Source organism: Streptomyces sp. NPDC101110, from assembly GCF_044759525.1.
Lineage (GTDB): Bacteria > Actinomycetota > Actinomycetes > Streptomycetales > Streptomycetaceae > Streptomyces.
Genome location: NZ_JBIVZM010000006.1, coordinates 100648 through 122514, shown reverse-complemented (window position 1 = coordinate 122514; position 21867 = coordinate 100648). Strand labels below are relative to the sequence as shown.

At 70.3% G+C, this 21867-nt stretch carries 19 protein-coding genes and 1 pseudogene; 15 read left to right on the top strand and 5 right to left on the bottom strand.

The window, feature by feature from the left end; all coding sequences use genetic code 11:
* Positions 1 to 29: 29 nt before the first annotated feature.
* The 6 genes from ACIQU3_RS15815 to fusA all read left to right on the top strand — a co-directional run bounded on the left by ACIQU3_RS15815 (position 30) and on the right by fusA (position 7252).
* Positions 30 to 899, top strand: coding sequence for an intradiol ring-cleavage dioxygenase (locus ACIQU3_RS15815; protein ID WP_403733953.1), 870 nt, complete (start codon positions 30 to 32; stop codon positions 897 to 899).
* A complete protein-coding gene (locus ACIQU3_RS15810) occupies positions 896 to 2014 on the top strand; it encodes a maleylacetate reductase (protein ID WP_403733956.1) in 1119 nt (372 codons plus the stop codon). The genes ACIQU3_RS15815 and ACIQU3_RS15810 overlap by 4 nt, the downstream gene beginning before the upstream one ends.
* Before the next feature lie 9 nt (positions 2015 to 2023).
* The gene (locus tag ACIQU3_RS15805) at positions 2024 to 2866 is read left to right on the top strand and encodes an NAD(P)H-binding protein (RefSeq protein ID WP_403733960.1); all 843 of its coding nucleotides are present in this window, start codon (positions 2024 to 2026) and stop codon (positions 2864 to 2866) included.
* Between the two features lie 138 nt (positions 2867 to 3004).
* Positions 3005 to 3919, top strand: coding sequence for a YceI family protein (locus ACIQU3_RS15800; protein WP_403733965.1), 915 nt, complete (start codon positions 3005 to 3007; stop codon positions 3917 to 3919).
* Positions 3920 to 4036: 117 nt separating this feature from the next.
* The gene (locus ACIQU3_RS15795; protein ID WP_403733968.1) at positions 4037 to 4840 is read left to right on the top strand and encodes a hypothetical protein; all 804 of its coding nucleotides are present in this window, start codon (positions 4037 to 4039) and stop codon (positions 4838 to 4840) included.
* A gap of 369 nt (positions 4841 to 5209) precedes the next feature.
* Complete coding sequence (fusA, locus tag ACIQU3_RS15790; protein WP_403925463.1) at positions 5210 to 7252, top strand: elongation factor G; 2043 nt, start codon at positions 5210 to 5212, stop codon at positions 7250 to 7252.
* Between the two features lie 64 nt (positions 7253 to 7316).
* Here fusA and ACIQU3_RS15785 read toward each other — a convergent pair whose 3' ends face one another.
* On the bottom strand, positions 7317 to 9119 hold the full coding sequence (locus ACIQU3_RS15785; RefSeq protein WP_403733977.1) for a coagulation factor 5/8 type domain-containing protein: 1803 nt from the start codon (positions 9117 to 9119) through the stop codon (positions 7317 to 7319).
* Between the two features lie 242 nt (positions 9120 to 9361).
* Between ACIQU3_RS15785 and ACIQU3_RS15780 the strand changes: the two genes are divergently transcribed.
* The 5 genes from ACIQU3_RS15780 to ACIQU3_RS15760 all read left to right on the top strand — a co-directional run bounded on the left by ACIQU3_RS15780 (position 9362) and on the right by ACIQU3_RS15760 (position 16006).
* The gene (locus tag ACIQU3_RS15780; RefSeq protein WP_403925460.1) at positions 9362 to 10678 is read left to right on the top strand and encodes an ABC transporter substrate-binding protein; all 1317 of its coding nucleotides are present in this window, start codon (positions 9362 to 9364) and stop codon (positions 10676 to 10678) included.
* A 5-nt stretch (positions 10679 to 10683) separates the two neighbouring features.
* Positions 10684 to 11673 (top strand): carbohydrate ABC transporter permease, encoded by a 990-nt coding sequence (locus tag ACIQU3_RS15775; protein WP_403925457.1) that lies wholly within the window; start codon positions 10684 to 10686, stop codon positions 11671 to 11673.
* 8 nt (positions 11674 to 11681) lie between these two features.
* Positions 11682 to 12521, top strand: a complete 840-nt coding sequence (locus tag ACIQU3_RS15770; RefSeq protein WP_403926151.1) for a carbohydrate ABC transporter permease — start codon at positions 11682 to 11684, stop codon at positions 12519 to 12521.
* A 29-nt stretch (positions 12522 to 12550) separates the two neighbouring features.
* Positions 12551 to 13909 carry a GH1 family beta-glucosidase gene (locus ACIQU3_RS15765; protein WP_403925454.1) on the top strand — a complete coding sequence of 453 codons (1359 nt, stop codon included), beginning with the start codon at positions 12551 to 12553 and terminating at the stop codon, positions 13907 to 13909.
* A 171-nt stretch (positions 13910 to 14080) separates the two neighbouring features.
* A complete protein-coding gene (locus tag ACIQU3_RS15760) occupies positions 14081 to 16006 on the top strand; it encodes a DUF262 domain-containing protein (protein WP_403733987.1) in 1926 nt (641 codons plus the stop codon).
* A 256-nt stretch (positions 16007 to 16262) separates the two neighbouring features.
* Here ACIQU3_RS15760 and ACIQU3_RS15755 read toward each other — a convergent pair whose 3' ends face one another.
* Positions 16263 to 16934 (bottom strand): HD domain-containing protein, encoded by a 672-nt coding sequence (locus tag ACIQU3_RS15755; RefSeq protein WP_403733990.1) that lies wholly within the window; start codon positions 16932 to 16934, stop codon positions 16263 to 16265.
* Between the two features lie 169 nt (positions 16935 to 17103).
* Between ACIQU3_RS15755 and ACIQU3_RS15750 the strand changes: the two genes are divergently transcribed.
* Complete coding sequence (locus ACIQU3_RS15750) at positions 17104 to 17646, top strand: hypothetical protein (RefSeq protein WP_403733993.1); 543 nt, start codon at positions 17104 to 17106, stop codon at positions 17644 to 17646.
* A gap of 34 nt (positions 17647 to 17680) precedes the next feature.
* Here the strand turns inward: ACIQU3_RS15750 and ACIQU3_RS15745 are convergent, their stop codons facing one another.
* Positions 17681 to 18640: an ATP-binding protein gene (locus tag ACIQU3_RS15745; RefSeq protein ID WP_403925451.1), complete on the bottom strand. Its 960-nt coding sequence runs from the start codon at positions 18638 to 18640 to the stop codon at positions 17681 to 17683.
* Between the two features lie 93 nt (positions 18641 to 18733).
* On the opposite strand from ACIQU3_RS15745, the pseudogene ACIQU3_RS15740 reads away from it, so the two are divergent.
* A pseudogene (locus ACIQU3_RS15740) lies at positions 18734 to 18934 on the top strand (ABC transporter substrate-binding protein); the annotation flags it as partial.
* A gap of 9 nt (positions 18935 to 18943) precedes the next feature.
* Here the strand turns inward: ACIQU3_RS15740 and ACIQU3_RS15735 are convergent.
* Positions 18944 to 19345: a Rid family hydrolase gene (locus tag ACIQU3_RS15735; protein ID WP_403733999.1), complete on the bottom strand. Its 402-nt coding sequence runs from the start codon at positions 19343 to 19345 to the stop codon at positions 18944 to 18946.
* Positions 19346 to 19473: 128 nt separating this feature from the next.
* Here ACIQU3_RS15735 and ACIQU3_RS15730 point away from each other — a divergent pair, with 128 nt between their 5' ends.
* Positions 19474 to 19854, top strand: a complete 381-nt coding sequence (locus tag ACIQU3_RS15730; protein ID WP_403925448.1) for a winged helix-turn-helix transcriptional regulator — start codon at positions 19474 to 19476, stop codon at positions 19852 to 19854.
* An 11-nt stretch (positions 19855 to 19865) separates the two neighbouring features.
* On the opposite strand, the gene ACIQU3_RS15725 is transcribed toward ACIQU3_RS15730, so the two are convergent.
* A complete protein-coding gene (locus tag ACIQU3_RS15725) occupies positions 19866 to 20627 on the bottom strand; it encodes a CDP-alcohol phosphatidyltransferase family protein (protein ID WP_403734005.1) in 762 nt (253 codons plus the stop codon).
* Positions 20628 to 20735: 108 nt separating this feature from the next.
* On the opposite strand from ACIQU3_RS15725, the gene ACIQU3_RS15720 reads away from it, so the two are divergent.
* Complete coding sequence (locus ACIQU3_RS15720; RefSeq protein ID WP_403925445.1) at positions 20736 to 21728, top strand: zinc-binding alcohol dehydrogenase; 993 nt, start codon at positions 20736 to 20738, stop codon at positions 21726 to 21728.
* Positions 21729 to 21867 lie beyond the last annotated feature (139 nt).

Here is a 21867-nt window from a genome sequence, read left to right as displayed (position 1 = left end):
CGAGCGGACGTCAACGACGAGGAGCCGGCATGACCACTGATGCGACCAGGGCCGGCGTCACCGAGCAAGCCCTCGCCAGCCTGCGCGGGACCGCGGACCCGCGGCTGCGCGAACTGCTGACCGGCCTCGTCCGCCACCTGCACGACTTCGCGCGCGAGACCCGTCTCACCCAGGATGAGTGGGAACACGCCATCGCCTTCCTGACGGCGACCGGCCGGTCCTGCACCGACACCCGGCAGGAGTTCATCCTGCTGTCGGACGTGCTGGGCCTGTCCATGCTGGTGGAGACCTTGCACGGCGAGCGCCCGGCAGGGGCCACCGAGTCGACCGTGCTGGGCCCGTTCCACATGACCGAATCACCGGCCCGCGCACTCGGGGACGACATCGATCTGGTGGGCGGCGGTGAGAGGTGCGTGGTCAGCGGCCGGGTCCGGTCCGCGGACGGCACCCCGCTGCCCGGCGCCGTCGTCGACGTGTGGCAGGCCGACGACAAGGGCTACTACGACGTCCAGCAGCCCGGCGTCCAGCCCCCGGGCAACGGACGCGGGCTGTTCACCACCGACGCCGAGGGCCGCTTCTGGTTCCGCACCTGCGTCCCGGCCGCGTACCCGATCCCCACCGACGGCCCCGTGGGCGCACTGCTGCGCGCGACCGGACGCCACCCCTACCGCCCCGCGCACATCCACTTCATCGCCGCGGCCGAGGGCCATCGACCCGTCACCACCCACATCTTCGTGGCCGGCGGGGACTACCTCGACTCCGACGCGGTGTTCGCCGTGAAGCAGAGCCTCGTCGAGGACTTCACACAGACCGACGACCCGGCGCTGGCACGGGAGTTCGGTGTGGAGAACCCCTTCAGGCACGCCCGCTTCGACCTCGTGCTGGAGCCGGCCGCATGACGTTCCAGGAGCAGTTCACGTACGAGACCCGGCCCGTACGGGTCGTCTTCCGGCCGGGCGCGGCCGCCACCGCGACGCCGGGTGAGGCGGCGCGCCTGGGCCTGCGGCGGCTGCTCGTGGTGTCCGGCAGCCGGGGCGAGCCCGTGGCGCGGGCGGTCGCGGACGCGCTCGGCGACAACTGCGCCGGGCTGCACGCCGAGGCGCGGATGCACGTGCCCGTGGAGGACGCCGACCGGGCCGTCGCGGCCGCCCGGGCGGCGGGGGCGGACGGCTGCGTCGCGGTCGGCGGCGGCTCCGCGATCGGGCTCGGCAAGGCGATCGCGCTGCGCACCGGACTGCCGCTGATCGCCGTACCGTCCACCTACTCGGGCTCCGAGATGACACCGGTATGGGGCCTCACCGAGCACGGCACGAAACGCACCGGCCGCGACCCGCTCGTCCAGCCCCGCGCCGTCGTCTACGACCCGCGGCTCACCCTCTCCCTGCCTGTGCCGCTGACCGTCACCAGCGGCATCAACGCACTCGCGCACGCCGCCGAGGCGCTGTACGCCCCGGACGTCTCACCGCTGGTCTCGGTCATGGCCGAGGAGGGCGTCAGGGCGATGGCCGAGGCGCTGCCCCGGCTGGCCGCCGACCCGTCCAACCTCGACGCGCGCGGCCGGGCCCTGTACGCGGCGTGGCTGTGCGGCGCGTGCCTCGGCTCGACCACGATGGGGCTGCACCACAAGCTGTGCCACGTCCTCGGCGGCACCTACGGGCTGCCCCACGCCGAGGCCCACACCGTCGTCCTGCCCCACGCACTCGCCCACAACGCCCCTGCCGCGCCGCAGGCGCTGGCCGTCCTGAGCCGCGCTCTCGGCGCCGAGGACGCGCCCCGCGCGCTGTGGGACCTGGCAGGCCGCCTCGGCGCACCACGCTCCCTCGCCGAACTCGGCCTCGCCCGGGCCGACGTCATCCCGGCGGCGACCCGGGCCGCGGGTGAGCCGTACGCCAACCCGCGGGAGGTGACGTCCGAGGGGATCCGGGGCGTACTGCTCGCGGCGTACGAGGGCGGTCCGCCCTCGATGCCAGGCGCCGTCGGGCTGCGGACAGAAGGTGACCGCGAGCCTTCCTAGGGTCGTGGCATGACTCAGACGCAGAGGATCCTTGTCACCGGCGCCACCGGAACCGTCGGCCGGGAGGTCGTCGCCGAACTGCTCGACCGGGGCCACGAGGTGCGTGCCCTGACACGTGACGCCGCGAAGGCCTCCTTCCCGCCCGGTGTCGAGGTCGTCGAGGGTGACCTGACCGAACCCGAGGGCCTGGCCCCCGCCCTGGAAGGCGTCACCGGTCTCCACCTGATCACATTCGGGGACGCCGCGTCCGGCCCGCTGGAGACCGGCCCGCGGATCCTGGAGATCGCCCGCGGCGCCGGTGTCCGCCGCGTCACCGTGCTGCACGGCGGGGGCCCCACCCCGCTGGAGGACGCGGTGCGCGCCGCCGACGGTGTGGCCTGGACGGTGCTCATGCCGGTCGAGTTCATGGCCAACGCCCGGCAATGGGCGGACGGGATCGTGGCCACGGGTGAGGTGCGGGAGCCGTTCGTCGACCGGCTGAGCGCCATGGTCCACGAGGGCGACATCGGCGCCGTCGCCGCGGTCGCGCTCACGGAGGAAGGACACGGCGGCCAGGAGTACGTGATCACCGGGCCCGAGGTGCTCACCGTCGGCGACAAGGTGAGGACGATCGCCGCGGCCGCCGGCCGGGAGATCACCCTGGTCGAGCTGAGCGAGGAGGAGGCCGTCGCACAGTGGCGGGCGGCGGGCCTGCCGGAGGACGTCATCGGCTTCCTGCTCGTGGTGTACGGGAACACGCCGGAGGAGGGCCGTACGGTCTCGGGCACCGTGGAGAAGATCACGGGCCGCCCGGCGCGGACCTTCGCCGGCTGGGCCGCCGAGCACGCGGGCCTCTTCACGGCACGGTCCTGACTGTCTCGTATTGAGACACCCGCGCCCGAGCCCGGTGCGTCAAGATCGACAAGGGGGTGTGACCGCAGCAAGGTGCGGCCGTCGGCGTGCGCTGAATCGCCGCTCGTACGGCCGCACACCCGAAGAAAGGTGACCACCATGGCCCTCGCACTGCTCCGGCGCCGGTGGCTCAAGAGCCCCTCCGCCGATGCGGCGGGTCTCGCCCTCCCCCTCCCCGCCGGCGCGGGTGCCGTGGCCCGCGAGGTCGTCGACCCGATGGGCTCGCCGCTGGCGGCCGCGGACGTCACGGTCACCGCCCTGGACACCCACCGCGTCGCCGTCCGCGGCACGACCGACCCGTACGGCTACTTCCTCGCGGCGCTGCCGCCCGGGCGGTACAGCCTGCTCATCTCGGCGGAGGGGCTGCGGCCGCACCGCGAGACGATCGAGACGGGCCCGGGCACCTCCACGGCCACCGAGCGCGTCTGGCTGCAGCCCGCCGAGGCGCTGCAGCTGCCGACGCCCGGAACCTGGCTCTTCGACCCGCCGCACACGGCGATCCGGTTCATCGCCAAGCACGTCGGCATGGCCCATGTCCACGGCCGCTTCGAACGCTTCGAGGGCGGCATCCACGTGGCCCCGCACATGGCCGACTCCCGCGTGCACGTCCGTATCGACGCCTCCAGCATCACCACCGGCAACACCACCCGCGACAACCACCTGCGGTCCGCGGACTTCCTCGACGTCGAGCGCTTCCCGCACATCGACTTCACGAGCGCCCGGTTCGCCTACCGGGGCGGCGCCAAATGGACGCTGCAGGGCACCCTCACGATGCACGGCGTCAGCCGTTCGGTGTCCCTGGACACGACGTACCTCGGCACCGTGAACGGCGGTTACGGCCAGGAGTTGCGCTGTGCGGCCCTGGCGACGGCGGAACTGCACCGCGAGGACTACACCCTCAACTGGCGTTCCATGCTGGCCCGGGGCATCGCCGTGGTCGGCCCGACGGTTCAACTGGAGCTCGATGTGCAGGCGATGTACCGCACCCACGACACTCCGACCCCGCCGGAGTAGGACGAGACCGCCCGCCTGTCCGTCGGCTGACGGACAGGCGCAGGCGCGGACTTGACGGGAGACGCGCAGTTGCCGGATGACGGGGCGGCGTGAGCCGCGATGGGCCATCATCCGTGTATGAGCCCCGCGACGCAGCAGACGGAAGTCCGTCTCGTCTTCCACGGGTGCCGTCTCGGACGCAGTGAACTGGACCGACTGTTCAGCCTGGCGCCGGAAGGCATCCCCTCTGCCTACACGGCGGTGTCGACCCAGCGGGACAACACCCGCTACACGGCGGACGACATGTCCGCCCTGATCGACGCCCTCAACGAGGCGAACGCCCCAGGAGATCTCCACACCTGGGACAACCTGATGCAGGTGGCGGGTGACGCGGAGGGTGACCGCAAGGTCTCCCTGGACATCGCACAGGGGCGCGTCGTCGTGCAGATCTCGGGCCGTGACGCGACCTGGGCCTACGGCCAGGGCGCCCGCATCCAGCTCCTCCTGGAAGCGGCCGGCGGCAAGGAGCCGGGCCCCGGCCTGGTCAAGATGATCGACGACATGAAGTGGTCGACCCTGTGGCTGCTGGCCTCACTGGGCGTCTGCCTCGTGTCGGGTTCCTATGTCGCCGACCCCGACTCGCTGTTCAGGACGGAGCAGTGGCGCGCCTCGGCGGGGGTGCTGGCCGGCCTCGTCGTCTGGGGCGTGTTCGCCTTGATCGCGGCGTCGATCGTGAGCCGGGCGAACCGCCCCCTCCTGCTGCCCACCACGGAAGTCCCCCGCGGCTCATGGTGGAATCGCGCGAGCAGCACGGACCGCATAGCCCTGGGCGGTCTGGTCGTCGCGGCCCTGAGCCTCATCGTGGCCGCGGTGGCGCTGGGGAACGAGCTGGTGGGCGACGACGAGAAGCCGACGAGCGGGGGAACGACGGCAACCCGCTGAGGACCATGGGGAGGCCGTGGCGATGGGGCACCGGCGGCCCTCCGCGATAATCCCTGGCACCGGCCCCACCGGCCTCCCTACACTCACGTCCACGCCCGCGCCCCTGATCCGGGCGGTGCACCGAGGCGACGAACGAAGGGAGATGGCCATGCGTGACCACACCGCTGTTGCTGTCTCCCTGCCGCGCTACCAGGTGATCCTGGTGTCCTGCGTCGCTCCGGTGCCCGCTGCGCGGCGGCACCGGATACCCGGGACGAACGCCTGACCCACCGGTAGTCCCTGACGTCTCGTCAGGTGCGGAAGCCGTCCGCCGTCTCGCCCGGGAATCGCGCTGCCCCCTTTCCTGAACGCACCGAAAGGCCCAGGGCCGTGCGCACCCACCTGAACCCGCTCGCCGTCGTCCGCAACCTCGGCATCCTCGCCCATGTCGACGCCGGCAAGACCACCGTCACCGAACGGATCCTGTTCGCCACCGGCACCACCCACAAGCGCGGCGAGGTCCACGACGGCACCACCGTCACCGACTTCGACCCGCAGGAACGCGAACGCGGCATCACCATCTTCGCCGCGGCGGTCAGCTGCGACTGGGACGGTCACCGCATCAACCTCATCGACACCCCCGGGCACGTCGACTTCGCCGACGAGGTGGAGCGTGCCCTGCGGGTGCTCGACGGTGCGGTGGCCGTGTTCGACGCGGTGGCCGGGGTGGAACCGCAGAGCGAGTCCGTGTGGCGGCAGGCAGACCGGTACGGCGTGCCGAGGATCGCGTTCGTCAACAAGATGGACCGCGCCGGAGCCGACCTCGACACGGCTGTGGCGTCGATCCGCGAGCGACTGCACCCGGCGCCCCTGGTCGTGCAGTTGCCGATCGGAGCGGAGGACACCTTCCACGGCGTCGTCGACCTGGTGCGCATGCGCGCCCTGCTGTGGAGCGCCGACGGCACCGCCGAGGACGTGCCGGTGCCCGAGGAGCTGCGGGGCGAGGCCCTGAGGCGCCGCCGGGCACTGGAGGAGGCCGTGGCGGAACTCCACCCGGGCGCGCTGGAGGAGTTCTGCGACACGGGCACGCTCCGCGGGCCGGCCCTCTCCTCGGCGCTGCGCGAGGTGACCCGGGACGGAGACGGCGTGGTCGTGCTGTGCGGCTCCGCGTACCGCAACCGCGGGGTCGAACCGCTGCTGGACGCCGTCGTGGCCTATCTGCCGTCGCCGCTCGACGTGCCCCCGGTCACCGGCACGCACGAGGGAGAGGAGCAGGAACGGTCCGCCGACCCGATGGCACCGGTGGCCGCCCTCGCGTTCAAGGTGCACGCCACCTCGACGGGACGGCTGACCTATCTGCGCCTCTACTCGGGCACGATAGAGAAGGGAGACACCCTGTGGGACGCGCGTGCGCGGCGCACCGAGCGGGTCGGACGGATCCTGCGGGTCCAGGCCGACCGGCACGCCCCGCTGGACCGGGCGGTCGCCGGGGACATCGTCGCGGTGGTCGGGCTGAAAAACGCCCGCGCCGGCTCGACCCTGTGCGCGCAGCACGCGCCGCTCGTCCTCGAACCGCCCGGTGTGGCCGAGCCGGTGGTGTCGGCCGCGGTCGAGTCCCGCCGGGCCGGTGACACCGGCCGGCTGGCGTCGGGGCTCGCGCGGCTGACCGAGGAGGACCCCTCGCTGGTCGTGCGGACCGACCCGGAGACCGGGCAGACGGTGTTGTCCGGCATGGGCGAACTGCACCTGGAGGTGGCGGTGGAGAAGCTCCGGAGTGAGCTGGGGCTGGAGGTCAACGTCGGCCGCCCGCAGGTCAGTCACCGTGAGACGGTCGGCCGGGGCGTGTCCGGTCTGGTGTTCCGGCACGTCAAACAGGACGGCGGCGCCGGGCAGTTCGCCCACGTCGTCCTGGACGTGGAGCCGTACGAGGAGGGAGGGTTCGACTTCCGCTCGACCGTGACCGGCGGGCGGGTTCCGCAGGAGTACGTCCGGGCGGTCGAGGCCGGCTGCCGGGACGCCCTCGCCGAGGGGCCGCTGGGCGGGCACCCGGTGACGGGGCTGCGCGTCACGCTGACCGACGGGGTGACCCATGTGAAGGACTCCTCGGACACGGCGTTCCGCACGGCCGGCCGGCTCGGACTCCGTGAGGCCCTGCGCGCCTGCGCCATGCTCCTGCTGGAGCCGGTCGCCGAGGTCACGGTCACCGTGCCCGAGGAGGCGGTCGGCGGTGTGCTCGGTGACCTCGCCGCTCGGCGCGGGCGGGTGACCGGCTCGGCCGCCCGGGCCGGTGCGGCCGTCGTCACCGCGACCGTGCCGCTGGCCGAACTGTTCGGCTACGCGACCCGGTTGCGCAGCCGCACCCAGGGCCGTGGCACCTTCACGGCCCGGCCCACCGGCTACGCGCCTGCACCGGTCGCGACACCGGTGCGGTAGGCACAGAACAGGCCCCTCCCCCTTCCGGCCCGGGGGAGGGGAGGGGCCTGCCCTTCCCTGCACGCTACGGATACGACACCACCGTCGACGGCACCGTTGAGGTCCCCGATGTCGGCGATCCCGTGTCGTTGATGACACGCTCGTACTGCCCGTTGCCGCCGAGCGAGACCACGAGCAGGTCGTGGAAGCGCACCCCGGGACGGTTCGGGGCCGCGAAGCCGTGGTGCTGCACGATCGTGGGGTCGACGTTGTAGTAGCAGTAGCTGCCCAGGCCCCAGCCCTCGTGGCTGGTGACGCCGTCCCCGACCCGGTAGGCGGCGTAGCCCTTGACCGGGCCGTTCTGGATCGCGGCCTGGTTCGGGGCGTCGTACGCCTTCTCGTTCTGGTAGAAGATCGTGCGCCCGCGCTCGCCGAACCACTGCACGTCGTACTTGTTGAAGTGCTCCACGAACAGCCCGGTCGCCAGCACGTCGTGCCCGTTGACGACGACGCCGTGATCGGCGCGGTTGGTCTCCCAGCCGACGCCCTCGCCGTGGTCGGCGCGCCAGACCCAGGTGTGGTCGACGATGGTGTGCCGGCTGTTGACGACCATGCTGGTCGTGGCCTTGCCGGGGCCCGCTCCGCCGATGCGGACGAACACGTCCTGGACGGTCGTCGGGTTGGCGGAGTGGTCGCGGGAGGCGCCCTGTGGGCCGATCTCCAGCAGGGTCGCGGAGTTGACCGGCCCGGCGTCGACGAGGAACCCGGCGAGCCTTACGCCGTCGACGTCGGCGACCTTGAGCGCGGTCACGCCGTTGTCGGGGACGAGGGTGGCGTAGCCCAGGCCCAGCACCACGGTGCCCGCCCGGTCGACCCGTACCGGCTGGTCGAGGTGGTAGATCCCGGGCGTGAGGAGCAGGTGCAGTCCCTGTGCGAGGGCCTGGTTGAGCGTGGCGGCCGGGACGCCGGGCTTCGCGACGTAGAAGCGGGACAGCGGCAGCGAGGTGCCCCGCGGCGTGCCGTTGCCCCAGGTGACACCGCGGGCGTTGATCCGCTTCTCCGGCAGGAAGACCCGGTACTCGCCGCCGCCGAGGTACAGGAACGGCTTCTCGCGGGAGACCGGTGTCGTGGCCAGGGTCGTGTACGGCGGGTTCGGGAAGCCCTGCGCGGGGGCGCCCTCGACGCCGGAGAACACCATGTTCCACACGCCGTTGAGCCAGCCGCCGATGGCGCTGTCCCGGGTGTACCACTGCTGCTGCGAGTACGGCTGCACCTGGCCGTCGATCCGGCTGTCGGCGATGTAACCGCCGCTGGACCAGCCGTAGCCGCTCGGGGCGAGGTTGAGGTTGCCGCGGACGTGCATCCGGCGGAAGGGGGCCGCCTGCGAGACCGCCCAGCGGTTGGTGCCGTTCACCGGTATGACCGCGAGGTTCTCCGCGGAACGCCAGAAGTTCTGCGTGGCGTTGCCGCCGAACCAGCCCGCGTCGACCGTGATGTCGCCGTTGATGGTGGTGTCGTCGGGGGAGAGGCCGAGACCGGAGATCGAGGTGTAGAAGCCGATCTGCGCGTTGAGGCCGTGATAGGTGCCCGGCTTGAACAGCAACTGATAGCGGCCGGTGCCGAACTGTGCCGATTCCTGCCGCCGGAAGACCTCGTCCAGTCTGGCCTGGATGTCCGGCGTGGAGGGGTCGAAGACCAGCACGTTCGGGCCGAGATCGCCACCGCCGGGCAGGGCGCGCGGCTTCCTGTGTACGGGCTTCCTGCGCGGGTCCGGGGCGGCTGCCGCCGTTCCGGGCAGCGCCGCCAGCGCGGTGGCGGCCGCGGCGGCGCCGAGGACGGTCCGGCGGCCGGGTACGGCCGGGCGTGATGACGGGGAGTCAGAGTGCATGGGGCGGCTCTCCTGGTTCATGAAGTGAACGGAGTGGGGTGCGGGGAGCGCTCTCTCGCCGCTGAATGGTTCATCCGCGGAACAGATGCGTCAAGGGGTGCCGCGAGAGTTCCGAGAGTGTGTCCAAACCCTTGACGGGACTGCCTTCCGGGGATTAACTCACGTCCTAAATTAAGCCATGACGGCTCCCCTGTTTCCGGGGACGCCGTGGTCCCGTACTCCCGGAAGGGCCAGGAGCAGCCATGCGCAGCATCCGAGCCGCGGCGGCAGGCGCCGTCACACTGTCACTCGCCCTCGCGGCCACGGCCTGCGGAGGCGGCTCGGCCACCGGCGGCGGATCCAACGACTCGCCGAAGACGCTCACCTACTGGGCGTCCAATCAGGGCGCGAGCATCGAGGTCGACAAGAAGGTCCTCCAGCCCGAGCTCGACAAGTTCGAGAAGCAGACCGGCATCAAGGTGAAGCTGGAGGTCGTCCCCTGGTCCGACCTGCTGAACCGGATCCTCACCGCCACCACTTCCGGCCAGGGCCCCGACGTGCTGAACATCGGCAACACCTGGAGCGCCTCGCTCCAGGCCACCGGCGCCCTGCTGCCCTGGGACGCGAAGAACTTCGACAAGATCGGCGGCCGGGACCGCTTCGTCGCCTCGGCCCTCGGATCCACGGGCGCCGAGGGGAAGGACCCGGCCGCGGTGCCCCTGTACTCGATGTCGTACGCGCTCTACTACAACAAGAAGATGTTCGCCGACGCGGGCATCTCCGAGCCGCCGGCCACCTGGGACGAACTGGTCGCCGACGGCAGGAAGCTCTCCAAGGACGGCAAGTGGGGCCTGGGAGCAGAAGGTTCCAACCCCTCGGAGAACATCCACCACGCGTTCGTCTTCGCCAAGCAGCACGGCGCCGACTTCTTCACCCCCGAAGGCAAGGCAGACTTCACGAACGACGGTGTGGTCACCGCCGTCAAGCAGTACGTCGACCTGATGGCCGAGGACAAGGTCATCGCGCCCGGCAACGCCGAGTACGCGCAGAACCAGTCGGTGAGCGACTTCGCCAAGGGCAGGACCGCGATGCTGCTGTGGCAGTCGGCCTCCGCCAACCTCACGTCCCAGGGCATGAGCGAGGACGACTACGGCATCGCGCCCGTGCCCGTGCAGTCCGGCACCCCCGGTACCGGCAAGCAGGTCAACTCGATGGTCGCCGGCATCAATCTGGCGGTCTTCAAGAACACCGACAACCTCGACGGCGCCACGAGGTTCGTGAAGTTCATGACCAGCGACGACGAGCAGACCATCCTCAACAAGGCCTACAGCTCCATACCGCCGGTGAAGAACGCGCAGTCCGACAAGGCGTTCGGCTCCGCCGCCGACGCCGTTCTGAAGGGCACCCTCGCCAAGAGCGCCGCCGCACTGCCCCAGGTCGCCGACGAGTCCCAGTTCGAGACGGCCGTCGGCACCGCCATCAAGGGCCTCTTCGCCGACGCGGCCGCCGGACGCCCGGTCACCACGGGCACGGTCGAGGCGGCCCTGGAGAAGGCCCAGCAGCAGATGCCGGCGGCGTGAACCAGATGACCACCACGGTTGAAGCCGGTACACCGCCGGTCAGCAAGAGCCCCTCCGGAGCGGCGCGCGGCCCCCGCCGCCGCACCGGGCGGATCCACCGCGTGGGCCTGCCCTACTTGCTGCTCCTGCCCGCCCTGCTCCTCGAACTCCTCGTCCACCTGGTGCCGATGGTGATCGGCATCGTCATGAGCTTCAAGGAACTCACCCAGTTCTACATCCGCGACTGGGGCGCCGCACCCTGGTCAGCCCTCGCCAACTACGAGGTCTCGGTGGACTTCGACGCCCCCGTCGGCGAGGCACTGCTCCACTCGTTCCTCGTCACCGTCGCCTTCACCCTGCTGTCGGTGGGCCTGTGCTGGCTGATCGGCACGGCCGCCGCGGTCTTCATGCAGGACTCCTTCCGGGGCCGCGGCCTGCTCAGGGCGCTGTTCCTCATCCCGTACGCGCTACCCGTCTACGCGGCCGTCATCACCTGGGTGTTCATGTTCCAGCACGACAACGGTCTGGTGAACCACGTCCTGCACGATCAGCTCGGCCTCACCGACAAGCCGTCGTTCTGGCTCATCGGCGACAACAGCTTCATCGCGCTGCTGACGGTGTCGGTGTGGAAAGGCTGGCCGTTCGCCTTCCTCATCGTCATGGCCGGCCTGCAGAACATCCCGCGCGAGCTGTACGAGGCGGCAGCCCTGGACGGAGCCGGCGTCCGGCAGCAGATCCGCCGTATCACCCTGCCGTCCCTGCGGCCGGTCAACCAGGTCCTGGTCCTCGTCCTGTTCCTGTGGACGTTCAACGACTTCAACACGCCGTTCGTCCTGTTCGGCAGGACCGCGCCGGAGGCCGCCGACCTCGTCTCGGTGCACATCTACCAGGCGTCGTTCGTCACCTGGAACTTCGGCACCGGCTCCGCGATGTCCGTCCTGCTCCTGCTGTTCCTGCTGCTGGTCACGGGCGGCTACCTCGCACTCACCTCCCGAGGACGGAGGGCCGCCGCATGAGCGCACCCCTGGCCCCGCCCCGGTCCTTCCTGTGGTCCCGGCGGATCTTCCTCACCCTGCTGACGGGCTTCGTGCTCGTGCCCGTCCACGTCATGGTCTCCAGCTCGCTGAAGCCCCTGGCGGACGTCACGGGCACCTTCCGCTGGCTGCCGACCGAGCTGACGATCCGCCCGTACATCGACATCTGGTCGACGGTCCCGCTGGCGCGCTACTTCGTCAACTCCCTGGTGGTGGCCGGCGCGGCGACGGTCTGCTCGGTGATCGTCGCGGTCTTCTCCGCCTACGCCGTCAGCCGCTACGACTTCCGCGGCAAACGCGTCTTTACCGTCACCGTCCTGTCCACGCAGATGTTCCCCGGCATCCTGTTCCTGCTACCGCTGTTCCTGATCTACGTCAACATTGGCAACGCGACGGGCATCGCCCTGTTCGGCTCGCGCGGCGGCCTGATCCTCACCTACCTGACCTTCTCCCTGCCGTTCTCGATCTGGATGCTGATCGGCTACTTCGACTCGGTGCCGCGCGACCTGGACGAGGCCGCGCTGGTTGACGGCTGCGGCCCGCTCGGTGCGCTGTTCCGGGTGGTCGTTCCCGCGGCCGTGCCCGGCATCGTCGCGGTGGCGGTGTACGCCTTCATGACCGCGTGGGGCGAGGTCCTGTTCGCCTCGGTGATGACCAACGACACCACCCGCACCCTCGCCGTCGGCCTCCAGGGCTACTCGACCCTCAACGACGTGTACTGGAACCAGATCATGGCCGCCTCACTGGTCGTCAGCCTCCCCGTGGTCGCGGGCTTCCTGCTGCTCCAGCGCTACCTGGTGGCCGGTCTCACGTCGGGAGCCGTCAAGTGACCGACTCGCCCGTTCCCGAGAGGACTTCCGTGACCATCGACCTCGCCGCACTCCCGCACGACTTCCTGTGGGGCACGGCCACCTCGGCGTACCAGATCGAGGGAGCCGTGGCGGAGGACGGCCGTTCGCCGTCGATCTGGGACACGTTCTCGCACACTCCGGGGAGGACCGCCGGGGGCGACCACGGCGACATCGCCTGCGACCACTACCACCGCTGGCGCGAGGACATCGCCCTGATGCGCCGGCTCGGCCTGAACGCCTACCGCCTCTCGATTGCCTGGCCGCGTATCGTCCCCGGCGGCGACGGCCCCGTGAACGCCAAGGGTCTCGCCTTCTACGACAAGTTGATCGACGGCCTGCTGGAGGCGGGCATCACCCCGTCCGTGACCCTGTACCACTGGGACCTTCCGCAGGCGCTCCAGGACCGGGGCGGCTGGCCGGAGCGCGACACGGCCCACGCGTTCGCGCGGTACGCCTCGGTCGTCGCCGAGCGCCTCGGTGACCGCGTCACCCACTGGGCGACCTTGAACGAGCCCCTGTGCTCGGCGTGGATCGGCCATCTCGAAGGCAAGATGGCACCCGGCATGACGGACCTCACCGCCGCCGTCCGCGCCTCATACCACCTGCTGCTCGGCCACGGGCTGGCGAGCCGTGCCGTGCGCGCGGCGGTCCCCGGAGCGCAGGTCGGCATCGTCAACAACCTCTCGACGATCCATCCCGCCACCGACACACCGGAGGACCGGGGCGCGGCCCGGCGCATGGACGGCCACACCAACCGCTGGTGGCTCGACCCGGTGCACGGCAGGGGCTTCCCGGCGGACATGCGCGAGCTCTACGGCGTCGAACTCCCCGAACGGCCCGGTGACTCGGCGGCCATCGCCGCCCCGCTGGACTGGCTGGGCCTCAACTACTACTTCCCGCAGACCGTCGCCGCCGATCCGGCCGGTCCGGCACCGTACGCCCGGGCCATCCGCCGTGACGGCGTGCCGCGCACCGGCATGGACTGGGAGGTCGACGCGAGCGGCATCGAGTCGCTGCTGCTGAGGCTCACCGACGACTACGGGGCCCGCCGGCTGTACGTCACGGAGAACGGCTCGGCCTACCCCGACGCGGTCCGCCCCGACGGCACGGTCGACGACCCCGAGCGGCAGGAGTACCTGCTGGGCCACCTCGCCGCCTGCGCCTCGGCCGCCCGCAAGGGAGCCCCACTGGCCGGCTACTTCGCCTGGTCGCTCCTGGACAACTTCGAGTGGGCGTACGGCTACGAGAAGCGCTTCGGCCTCGTCCACGTCGACTACGAGACGCAGCGGCGCACGATCAAGGCGGCGGGGTACCGGTACGCGGAGGTCGTACGAGCCCACCGGGGCCAGGCGCGCGAGGCGGCCTGAGAACCCTGAGAACAAGGGCCCGCCGCATCATCTGCGCGGGTTCCGGCCGCCCGTGGTCGCGGCGCGGCGTCGAACTCGATGCGATCGACGCGCCTGCTGTACACAAGACGGCAGGCGGAGGCGACAGTTATCGTATGTGCCGTAGATCACTCGCGCGGTGGGGGCGGCAGCATGGGGCTGGCAAACGACAAGATCATCACTCAGGTCGAGAATCTGCTGCGGGGCAGCGTCGTCATTCCCTCCATCCAGCGCGACTTCGTCTGGATGCGGCCCGATGTACGTGATCTTTTCGATTCCCTGTACCGGGGCTACCCCGTCGGTGCCCTGCTGTTGTGGAAGACGAATCTGACCGTCCCGTTCAAGACTGCTGCCGTCGTCCAGGCCGACAAGTCGACGCACCAGCCCCTGTATCTGCTGGACGGGCAACAGCGGTTGACTTCCCTCGCCTGGGTGTACCGGCCCGATTCGAAGGCGGACGGCCGGCTCATCGATCTGCGCTTCGACGTGCGCACCGAGGAGTTCGTCAATCCGAGCGCGGTCCAGGGCAAGGACCCGCTGTTGTTCCGCGTTTCCACCTTGCTGCAGGAGAACGTGCAGTACCACGAAGTGCTCAACGCGGCCGGGGTCGAGTACTCCGCTCCGCACTTCGGCGCGTGGATGCAGCGCCTGCAGAAGGTGCATGACATTCGCAGGCAGGAGATCGCCGTCATCACCTACGAGTCCGACGACTACGAGGAGGTCGCCGAACTCTTCGCCCGCTTGAACAAGGGCGGCCGAAGGCTGTCCAAAGGCGACTTGGTGTACAGCGCGATCGCGGCACGCTGGTCCGAGGGCCTGGACACCATGGACGCCTTCCACCAGGAACTGCGGGACAGCAACTTCGCCTTGAACAGGGAAGCCGTCCTGCGCCTCACGAGTCTCCTCGCGGGAACAGGCGCGCATCACATCAAGCTCATCGGAGCCGACATGGACGAAGCTGCGCTGAAGGAGGCGTGGCACTCCACGGAGAGGGCGCTGCGCTTCGCCATCGACTTCCTGAAGGGCGAGTGTTCGATCCCCCGGTCCGAGATCCTCTCCTCACCGAACGTCACGATCGTGCCCGCTCTGCTGCTGCACCACCGCGACGGCAAGCTGCGCCCGGGAGAGGCCCAGCTGCTGCGCCGCTGGGTGTACACGGCGATGGCGTTCAGCCACTACTCCTTGCAGGTCGAGGGCAAGCTCGACGCGGAGGCCAGGCTGATCAAGTCGCGTGCAGGCGAGGACCTGTTCGCCGAGCTCATCCGGCGGGCTTCCGGCACCCGGTCGCTGGACAGCGCGCTGCACCCGAGGGACCTGGAGCAGAAGTACTCCACGCACCCCTTCTTCAAGCTGCTCTACATCGCCGCGCTGCGGGGCACGGCACGGGACTGGGCGACCAACATCGCCATCAGTGACCAGCCGATGAACACCGGTGCCACCATCGAGTTCCACCACGTGTTCCCGCGCGCCCGGGTCCAGGGGACGTACGCGAAGGAGGAGTGGAACAGCCTCGCCAACCTGGCCTTCATCACCGGCCAGACCAACAAGATGATCTCGGCGAGGCTGCCCTCCCAGTACATGGCGGAAATCGCTTCGGAACGCCTGGCCGAACAGTGGATCCCCGAAGAACCGGAGTTGTGGTCCCTCGACCGCTTCCCCGACTTCCTCGCCGCCCGCAGGCGCTCGCTGGCCAATGTCCTCAACGGGCTTCTGGGGCTTCCCCACTACGACGCGCAGGCCGCGCATCCGGCCACCGACGAGTTGCCCGCCGACGAAGAACTGATCGCGGAGGACCCGACGGCACCCACTTTGATCGGGACGGAAGTCCAAAAGCTGCGCACGGAGCAGGGAGTCGAGATCCACGCGGTCTACGAAGGCCGACGCACCAACGCCTTCTACGACCCCTCGTCCCGCACCGTGAGGATTCCCTCCGGTCCCGGCCGCGGCGATTACGAGACTCCCAGCGGTGCGGCCGTCGCGGTGGTACATGCCCTCAACCCGCACGTCAATCCGAACCGCAACGGATGGTCGTTCTGGACGGTCACCGCCACAGGGCAGCTGCTGCAGAGCATTCGATAGGGGAGATTCGGCAAACCCTACCGAACGGAGTGGTCGAACCGAGCGGCCGAACCGAGCGGTCTTGACGAGGCGGTCCACACACCCATGACCGGCGGTACCGGCCGACCCGGTCCTGTGACCGGAACACCCTGCCAGGCTCAAGCCATGGCGCTACGCGAAGCGCGTCCAGTCCGGGTCGCGTGGATGCGCCGGACCGTCCCATACGCCGGACCGTCCCACACCAGTGCCTGATCGACGAGACCGGGCACTTTCTTGTTCACGGGCTCGGCGGCAGAACGGCAGCCTGTCGTGGTGTCTGCCGCAAGGTGCCTGTGTGAACACCAGCCGTGGTGCCACCCACCGTCTCGAAACCCGGCACGCCCCCGGTGAGGTCCGGGTCGCCGAACTCCGCGCGCAGCGCGTCGAACGCGGTCACCTTGTCCGCGCCGAAGCGGAGGACGTGGGCGGCGTATGCGTCGGGGGAGAGGAACACCGACGGCCGGGACTTGCTGTGAAACTTGTCCGCGTACATCACCAGTCTCTCCTCCTCCGTCACGGCCACATAGTCGGCGGGAGGGAGGGGCAGGGCCTGGCTGACGATGTCGTGCCGTGTGATTCCCACGCCCGTGTGGTGGGAGCAGAAGCGGCGGACAGCCTCGGGGAAGCCCTCCGCCTCGAGGATCTCGTGGCCGAGCAGACCGTGCCGGATGTAGTTCCGGTGGTCCAGCCGTCCGTCCTCCTCGTAGAGGCGGTAGACGCCGATGTCGTGGAGGAGACAGCCGGCGCGGACCAGTTCGGCGTCGAGGTGGGCGAGGTGCGGCGCGGCAAGGAGCTGCTCGGCGATGGCCCAGACGATCTCGCAGTGTCTGTGGACGAGGGCGAACGCCTCGGTGGTGGGCGCGTACTTCTCGTGCAGCGCCCGGATCTCTGCGGGGTCCGGAATCCTCATCGCAGGAGCGTAACAACCGTTCGTCCGGCTGCGCCGGGAAGTTCCCGCAGCGATCCTTTTCCCACGATCGGATGGTGCCTCGGGGAGCGGGCACCTGCCCGGCCCGCGGGCCGTTCGAGCTGGTGACGGGACTTGTCGTCCATCCTCAACACGATGACGGGGGCACACCATGGGCCTGCACTTCCACCGCAATTCCGACGGCACGACGACGGGGCGCAACGAAGCGAACGGCTTCACCGTGACGCATGCCGACGAAGAAGAGGTGAAACGGCAGTTGTACGAGGACGCCGGATGGGAGTACACGCCTCCGCCGCCGCCCGTCCCGCCCGGGTTCCACCGGTTCTCCCTGGTGCACGACGAGTTCCGGGCCTCCGGATTCGAGGACGAGACGTACGCGAGGCTGCGGGCGCGCCCGCCGGAGGGGTGCATGCCGATCGACCGGGGGTGCTTCGTCCTGGAATGCGAACGGCCGGGGAAGACGCTCCTGGACGCCGTCGCCGGTACCGTCGCGGAGCTCCGCCGAGAGCACGGCCTGGTGATGAACAGCCTGGGTGTCGAAAAGCCCCAGGAATGGTGCGACGCGCACAGCAAGAACGGATACGCCGCGCGGATCGTCGCGCACTTGGTACTGATGGCCGCCGACCGCGCCCGGCGGCTCGGGTACGGACGCAAGGACGTGGTCCGGCTACTCGATGCCACGGGAATCGAGTAGCCGGAGGGGACACGGTGGGCGTGGCGCCGGTGCCTCAGAGCCGGGCGGCCGGTCCCGGCACGAAGTCCGGATCCACTTGAGCGGCCAGGTCTTCGCCGGTACGCGCATCCGCCCACGCCTGGACGTTGCGCAGGTGGAACTCGACCGCGTGGCGGTGCAGTCGGTCCCAGTCGCGGACCTCGGCGTCCACCGCCCCGCGCATCACCGCGAGGGCGTGCCGGTTGTGAGGTTCCAGCGAGGCCAGTGCGTCCGGGCCGGACCCGGCCCGGCCCTGCTCGGCGGCGCGGATCCAGGGTGAGTGCACCAGGTGGGTCAAGAGGCCGTCGCCCACCTGCTCCTTGAGGAAGAGCAGGTCGTCCTCGCCGGTCACCTTGTTGCCGACGACGGCGATCCGGATGCCGAACTGTTCCGCGTGGTCGCGGTACTGGCGGTACACCGAGACACCCTTGCGGGTGGGTTCCGCCACCAGGAAGGTGAGGTCGAAGCGGGCGAACAGGCCCGAGGCGAAGGCATCGGCGCCGGCCGTCATGTCGACCACGACGTACTCGCCGGGACCGTCGACCAGATGCCCGAGGTACAGCTCGACCGCGCCCAGCTTGGAGTGGTAACAGGCCACGCCCAGGTCGGACTCGTCGAACTCGCCTGTGGCCATGAAGGGGACACCGCCTGCCCGTCCGACGTGCCGTGCGTGCAGTTCGTCCTCGCCGAGGGGGCGCAGGAGGCGGGATCCGCGACCCGGCGGGGTCGTCTTGATCATCGCCTCGGCGGAAGGGACGCGGGGGTTGTCGCCCCGCAGGTAGTCCTTGATCTCGGGCAGGTGCGCGCCCAGCGGAGGAGCGGACTCCTCCTCGCCGCCCAGCGCCTCGGCCAAGTGCTGGTTGATGTCGCCGTCGACGGCGAGGACCGGCGCGCCGGAGCGTGCCAGGTGGCGGGAGAAGAGCGCGGAGAGCGTGGTCTTGCCGCTACCGCCCTTGCCGACGAACGCGATCCTCACGACGGCCCCACCTTGTTGAAAATGGATGTCATGTGGCTAGGTTTAGGGAGTGATCGTCGCCGCTGTCAAATTGCCTGAGCCGATCGGGGTAGTGCCGTCGCCGAGGCCATCGCGACCGACGGCACCGAGCAGCGGCAGGGCGCCGCCATGGCTGCCGAGGCCGCGATCCTCGGCAGCGACGCGGTCGTGCCCCTGGCCCACCAGCAGATCATCGCCGGTGTCTCCACCAAGGTCCGGGGCGTGCTGCTCGACCCCTACGAACGGACCCTCGTGGGTGCCGGAACGCGTCGCTGACCGGGCGGTTCAGGCGGGCAGCCTCGTGTCGATCACGCAGCTGATCTCGACGAGCTGCCCGGGGAAGGTCAGTTCGGTGACGCCGAGGGCCGTGCTGGCCGGACGGTGGGCGCCGAAGTACGCCCGGTTGCCCTTCGCGATCACCTCGGCGTTGCGCACGAGGCCGACCGCGTACAGCGTCTGGGAGACGATCTGATTGCGGGTGGCGCCGTAGTGGGCCAGGACCTTGTCGAGGTTGACGTAGGTCCGGTCGAGCTGGGCGGCGACGTCGTCCTCGGGGTCGAAGGCGCCCGCCTCGTCGAACGAGAGCTGCCCGGAGACGTGGACGAGGTCACCGGACCTGATCGCCTGGGCGTAGCCGAAGTGGCCCTCGGCCGGAATGCCGTGGTCGTAGACGTCGAGCGTGGTCATGGTGCGGGTTCCTTCCGTCGGGCACGGACCGCGGGCCCCGGGCCCGTGCTCTCTTGCGGTTACTCGGAAACCGTAGGAGAGTGACCGCCGACCTGGAAGAACGCACTTTTCGGTGACTGGGGAACCAGATGGTGACCAAGGAGATCAGAGACCTGCCCGAGAACGCGGACCTGCGGCGGGCGGGCTCCCTGGCGCGGGAGATCTTCTCCGACGTGGCCAACAAGTGGGCCCTGTTGATCATCGAGGCGCTCGGGGAACGCACCCTGCGCTTCAGCGAGTTGCGCGACGAGGTCGAGGGCGTCAGCCACAAGATGCTCACGCAGAACCTGCGAATGCTGGAGCGCAACGGCCTGGTGGACCGGAAGGTGCACCCCACCGTGCCGCCCAAGGTCGAGTACACGCTCACCGAGCCGGGCCGCGCCCTGCGCGCCACGGTCGACGCGATCTGCGGCTGGACCCATCAGTACCTCGGGCACATCGAGGCGGCCCGAGGGCGATTCGGCTCCTGACCGGCCCGGTGTCAGCCGGCGACCAGCTCGCGAACCTGCCGTGAGGCCGGGCTCTCCTCGATCCGCGAGGTCCGGTACAGCCACAGCACGTCCCGCCCGAACGACCAGACCAGCAGGCCCAGCGCCAGGGCCGCGACCGCGAAGTTGGCGGCGTACGGCAGCAGCTCGGCGCCCGCCAGGAGCAGCAGCACACCCTGGAGCGCGGCGACGGTCTTGCGGGCGGTGCTCGGCGGGAGCGCGGCGGTCAGCCAGGGCCACACCTTGGCCGCGGCGACGAACACGTAGCGCATGCCGCCGATCAGCAGCACCCACGGGCCCAGTTGCATCGACACGTACACGCTGAGCACCAGGATCAGGAAGGCGTCGACCTCCATGTCGAAACGCGCGCCCAGCGGGGTCGACGTACCGGTGCGGCGGGCGACCTTGCCGTCCACGCCGTCGAGGATCAGCGCAACCGCCGTCAGGCCGACGAACAGCGACACCGGCGGTGAGCTCTGGAAGGAGTCCGCGACCAGGGCCGTGACCCCGCCCACGAGGGTGGCCCGGCCCAGGGTGACCCGGTTCGCCGCGCCGAACGAGCGCAGCCGGGAGCGGTGCAGGGCCCGGGAGAGCACCGCCCAGGTGGCGATCGCGAACGCGAGGCCGCTGAGCCAGCCCGCCGGCCCCATCCCGATCGCCGTGCCGATCAGGGCCAGCAGCAGGACCTGCACACCCGCCCCCAGGGCGGTCTCCTGCTGTACGAGCCTCGCGTCGTAAGTGTTGTTCAGGGCCACCGAACACCCTCCGGCCGTGTGACAGAGTCGATCAACGCCGCTACGTTGTGCGCGGCCTGTGCACCCCTCGGTACGCACTCAGCTTCCCGATCGTTCAGGAGGACTTCGATGAAGCACACCGGACGCGCGTTCTGGATCGACTCGCCTGGGCGAGGCGAGGTCCGGGACGTCGCCCTGCCGGCGCCCGGTGAGGGCGAGGTGCTGGTCCGCACGCTGTTCTCCGGAGTCAGCCGCGGCACCGAGACGCTCGTCTTCCGCGGCGGCGTCCCCGTGAGTCAGCACACGGCCATGCGCGCGCCCTTCCAGGAGGGCGACTTCCCCGGCCCGGTGAAGTACGGCTACCTCAACGTCGGCGTGGTGGAAGAGGGTCCCGAAGAGCTCGCCGGCCGCACGGTGTTCTGCCTCTACCCGCACCAGACGCGGTACGTCGTCCCGGCCTCCGCAGTGACCCCCGTCCCGGACACCGTGCCCGCCGAACGAGCCGTGCTCGCCGGGACCGTGGAGACCGCCGTCAACGCCCTGTGGGACGCCGCGCCCCTGGTCGGCGACCGGATCGCCGTGGTCGGCGGCGGCATGGTCGGCTGCTCGGTGGCGGCCCTCCTCGCCCGGTTCCCGGGGGTCCGCGTCCAGCTGGTCGACGCCGACCCGTCCCGCGCGAAGATCGCGGAGGCGCTCGGGGTCGGCTTCGCCACCCCCGAGGACGCCGACGGGGAACGCGACCTGGTCGTGCACGCCAGCGCCACGGAAGCCGGCCTCGCGAGGTCCCTGGAACTCCTCACCGCCGAGGGGACCGTCCTCGAACTCAGCTGGTACGGCGACCGGCAGGTCAGCCTCCCGCTCGGTGAGGCCTTCCACTCCCGCCGGCTCGTCATCCGCAGCAGTCAGGTCGGCACCGTCTCCCCGGCCCGCCCGAACCGCACCTACGCCGACCGGCTCGCCGTCGCCCTCGACCTGCTCGCCGACCCCGCGCTCGACGCCCTGATCACCGGCGAATCCTCTTTCGAGAACCTGCCGGAGGTGCTGCCCCGGCTGGCGTCCGGCGAGGTCCCCGCGCTGTGCCACCGCGTCCGTTACGACGAGAACTCCGGACGCATCGGCTGACGATTCGTTCCATCCGGTACGAGTTGGCCACGACAAGAGCGCCTGACCTCAGAAAAGACGTACGACAGGCTGAACAGGGGAAGACAACGGGCCGTACTACTCGGCATCCCCGGCACCGAGCGGGGAGCAGACGCGCCGC

Excerpts from the sequence above, each read along its gene's own strand:
- ACIQU3_RS15815 (WP_403733953.1), top strand. The coding sequence starts at position 30 with ATGACCACTGATGCGACCAGGGCCGGCGTCACCGAGCAAGCCCTCGCC.
- ACIQU3_RS15810 (WP_403733956.1), top strand. The coding sequence starts at position 896 with ATGACGTTCCAGGAGCAGTTCACGTACGAGACCCGGCCCGTACGGGTC.
- ACIQU3_RS15805 (WP_403733960.1), top strand. The coding sequence starts at position 2,024 with ATGACTCAGACGCAGAGGATCCTTGTCACCGGCGCCACCGGAACCGTC.
- ACIQU3_RS15800 (WP_403733965.1), top strand. The coding sequence starts at position 3,005 with ATGGCCCTCGCACTGCTCCGGCGCCGGTGGCTCAAGAGCCCCTCCGCC.
- ACIQU3_RS15795 (WP_403733968.1), top strand. The coding sequence starts at position 4,037 with ATGAGCCCCGCGACGCAGCAGACGGAAGTCCGTCTCGTCTTCCACGGG.
- ACIQU3_RS15785 (WP_403733977.1), bottom strand. The coding sequence starts at position 9,119 with ATGCACTCTGACTCCCCGTCATCACGCCCGGCCGTACCCGGCCGCCGG.
- ACIQU3_RS15780 (WP_403925460.1), top strand. The coding sequence starts at position 9,362 with ATGCGCAGCATCCGAGCCGCGGCGGCAGGCGCCGTCACACTGTCACTC.
- ACIQU3_RS15775 (WP_403925457.1), top strand. The coding sequence starts at position 10,684 with ATGACCACCACGGTTGAAGCCGGTACACCGCCGGTCAGCAAGAGCCCC.
- ACIQU3_RS15760 (WP_403733987.1), top strand. The coding sequence starts at position 14,081 with ATGGGGCTGGCAAACGACAAGATCATCACTCAGGTCGAGAATCTGCTG.
- ACIQU3_RS15755 (WP_403733990.1), bottom strand. The coding sequence starts at position 16,934 with ATGAGGATTCCGGACCCCGCAGAGATCCGGGCGCTGCACGAGAAGTAC.
- ACIQU3_RS15750 (WP_403733993.1), top strand. The coding sequence starts at position 17,104 with ATGGGCCTGCACTTCCACCGCAATTCCGACGGCACGACGACGGGGCGC.
- ACIQU3_RS15735 (WP_403733999.1), bottom strand. The coding sequence starts at position 19,345 with ATGACCACGCTCGACGTCTACGACCACGGCATTCCGGCCGAGGGCCAC.
- ACIQU3_RS15730 (WP_403925448.1), top strand. The coding sequence starts at position 19,474 with ATGGTGACCAAGGAGATCAGAGACCTGCCCGAGAACGCGGACCTGCGG.
- ACIQU3_RS15720 (WP_403925445.1), top strand. The coding sequence starts at position 20,736 with ATGAAGCACACCGGACGCGCGTTCTGGATCGACTCGCCTGGGCGAGGC.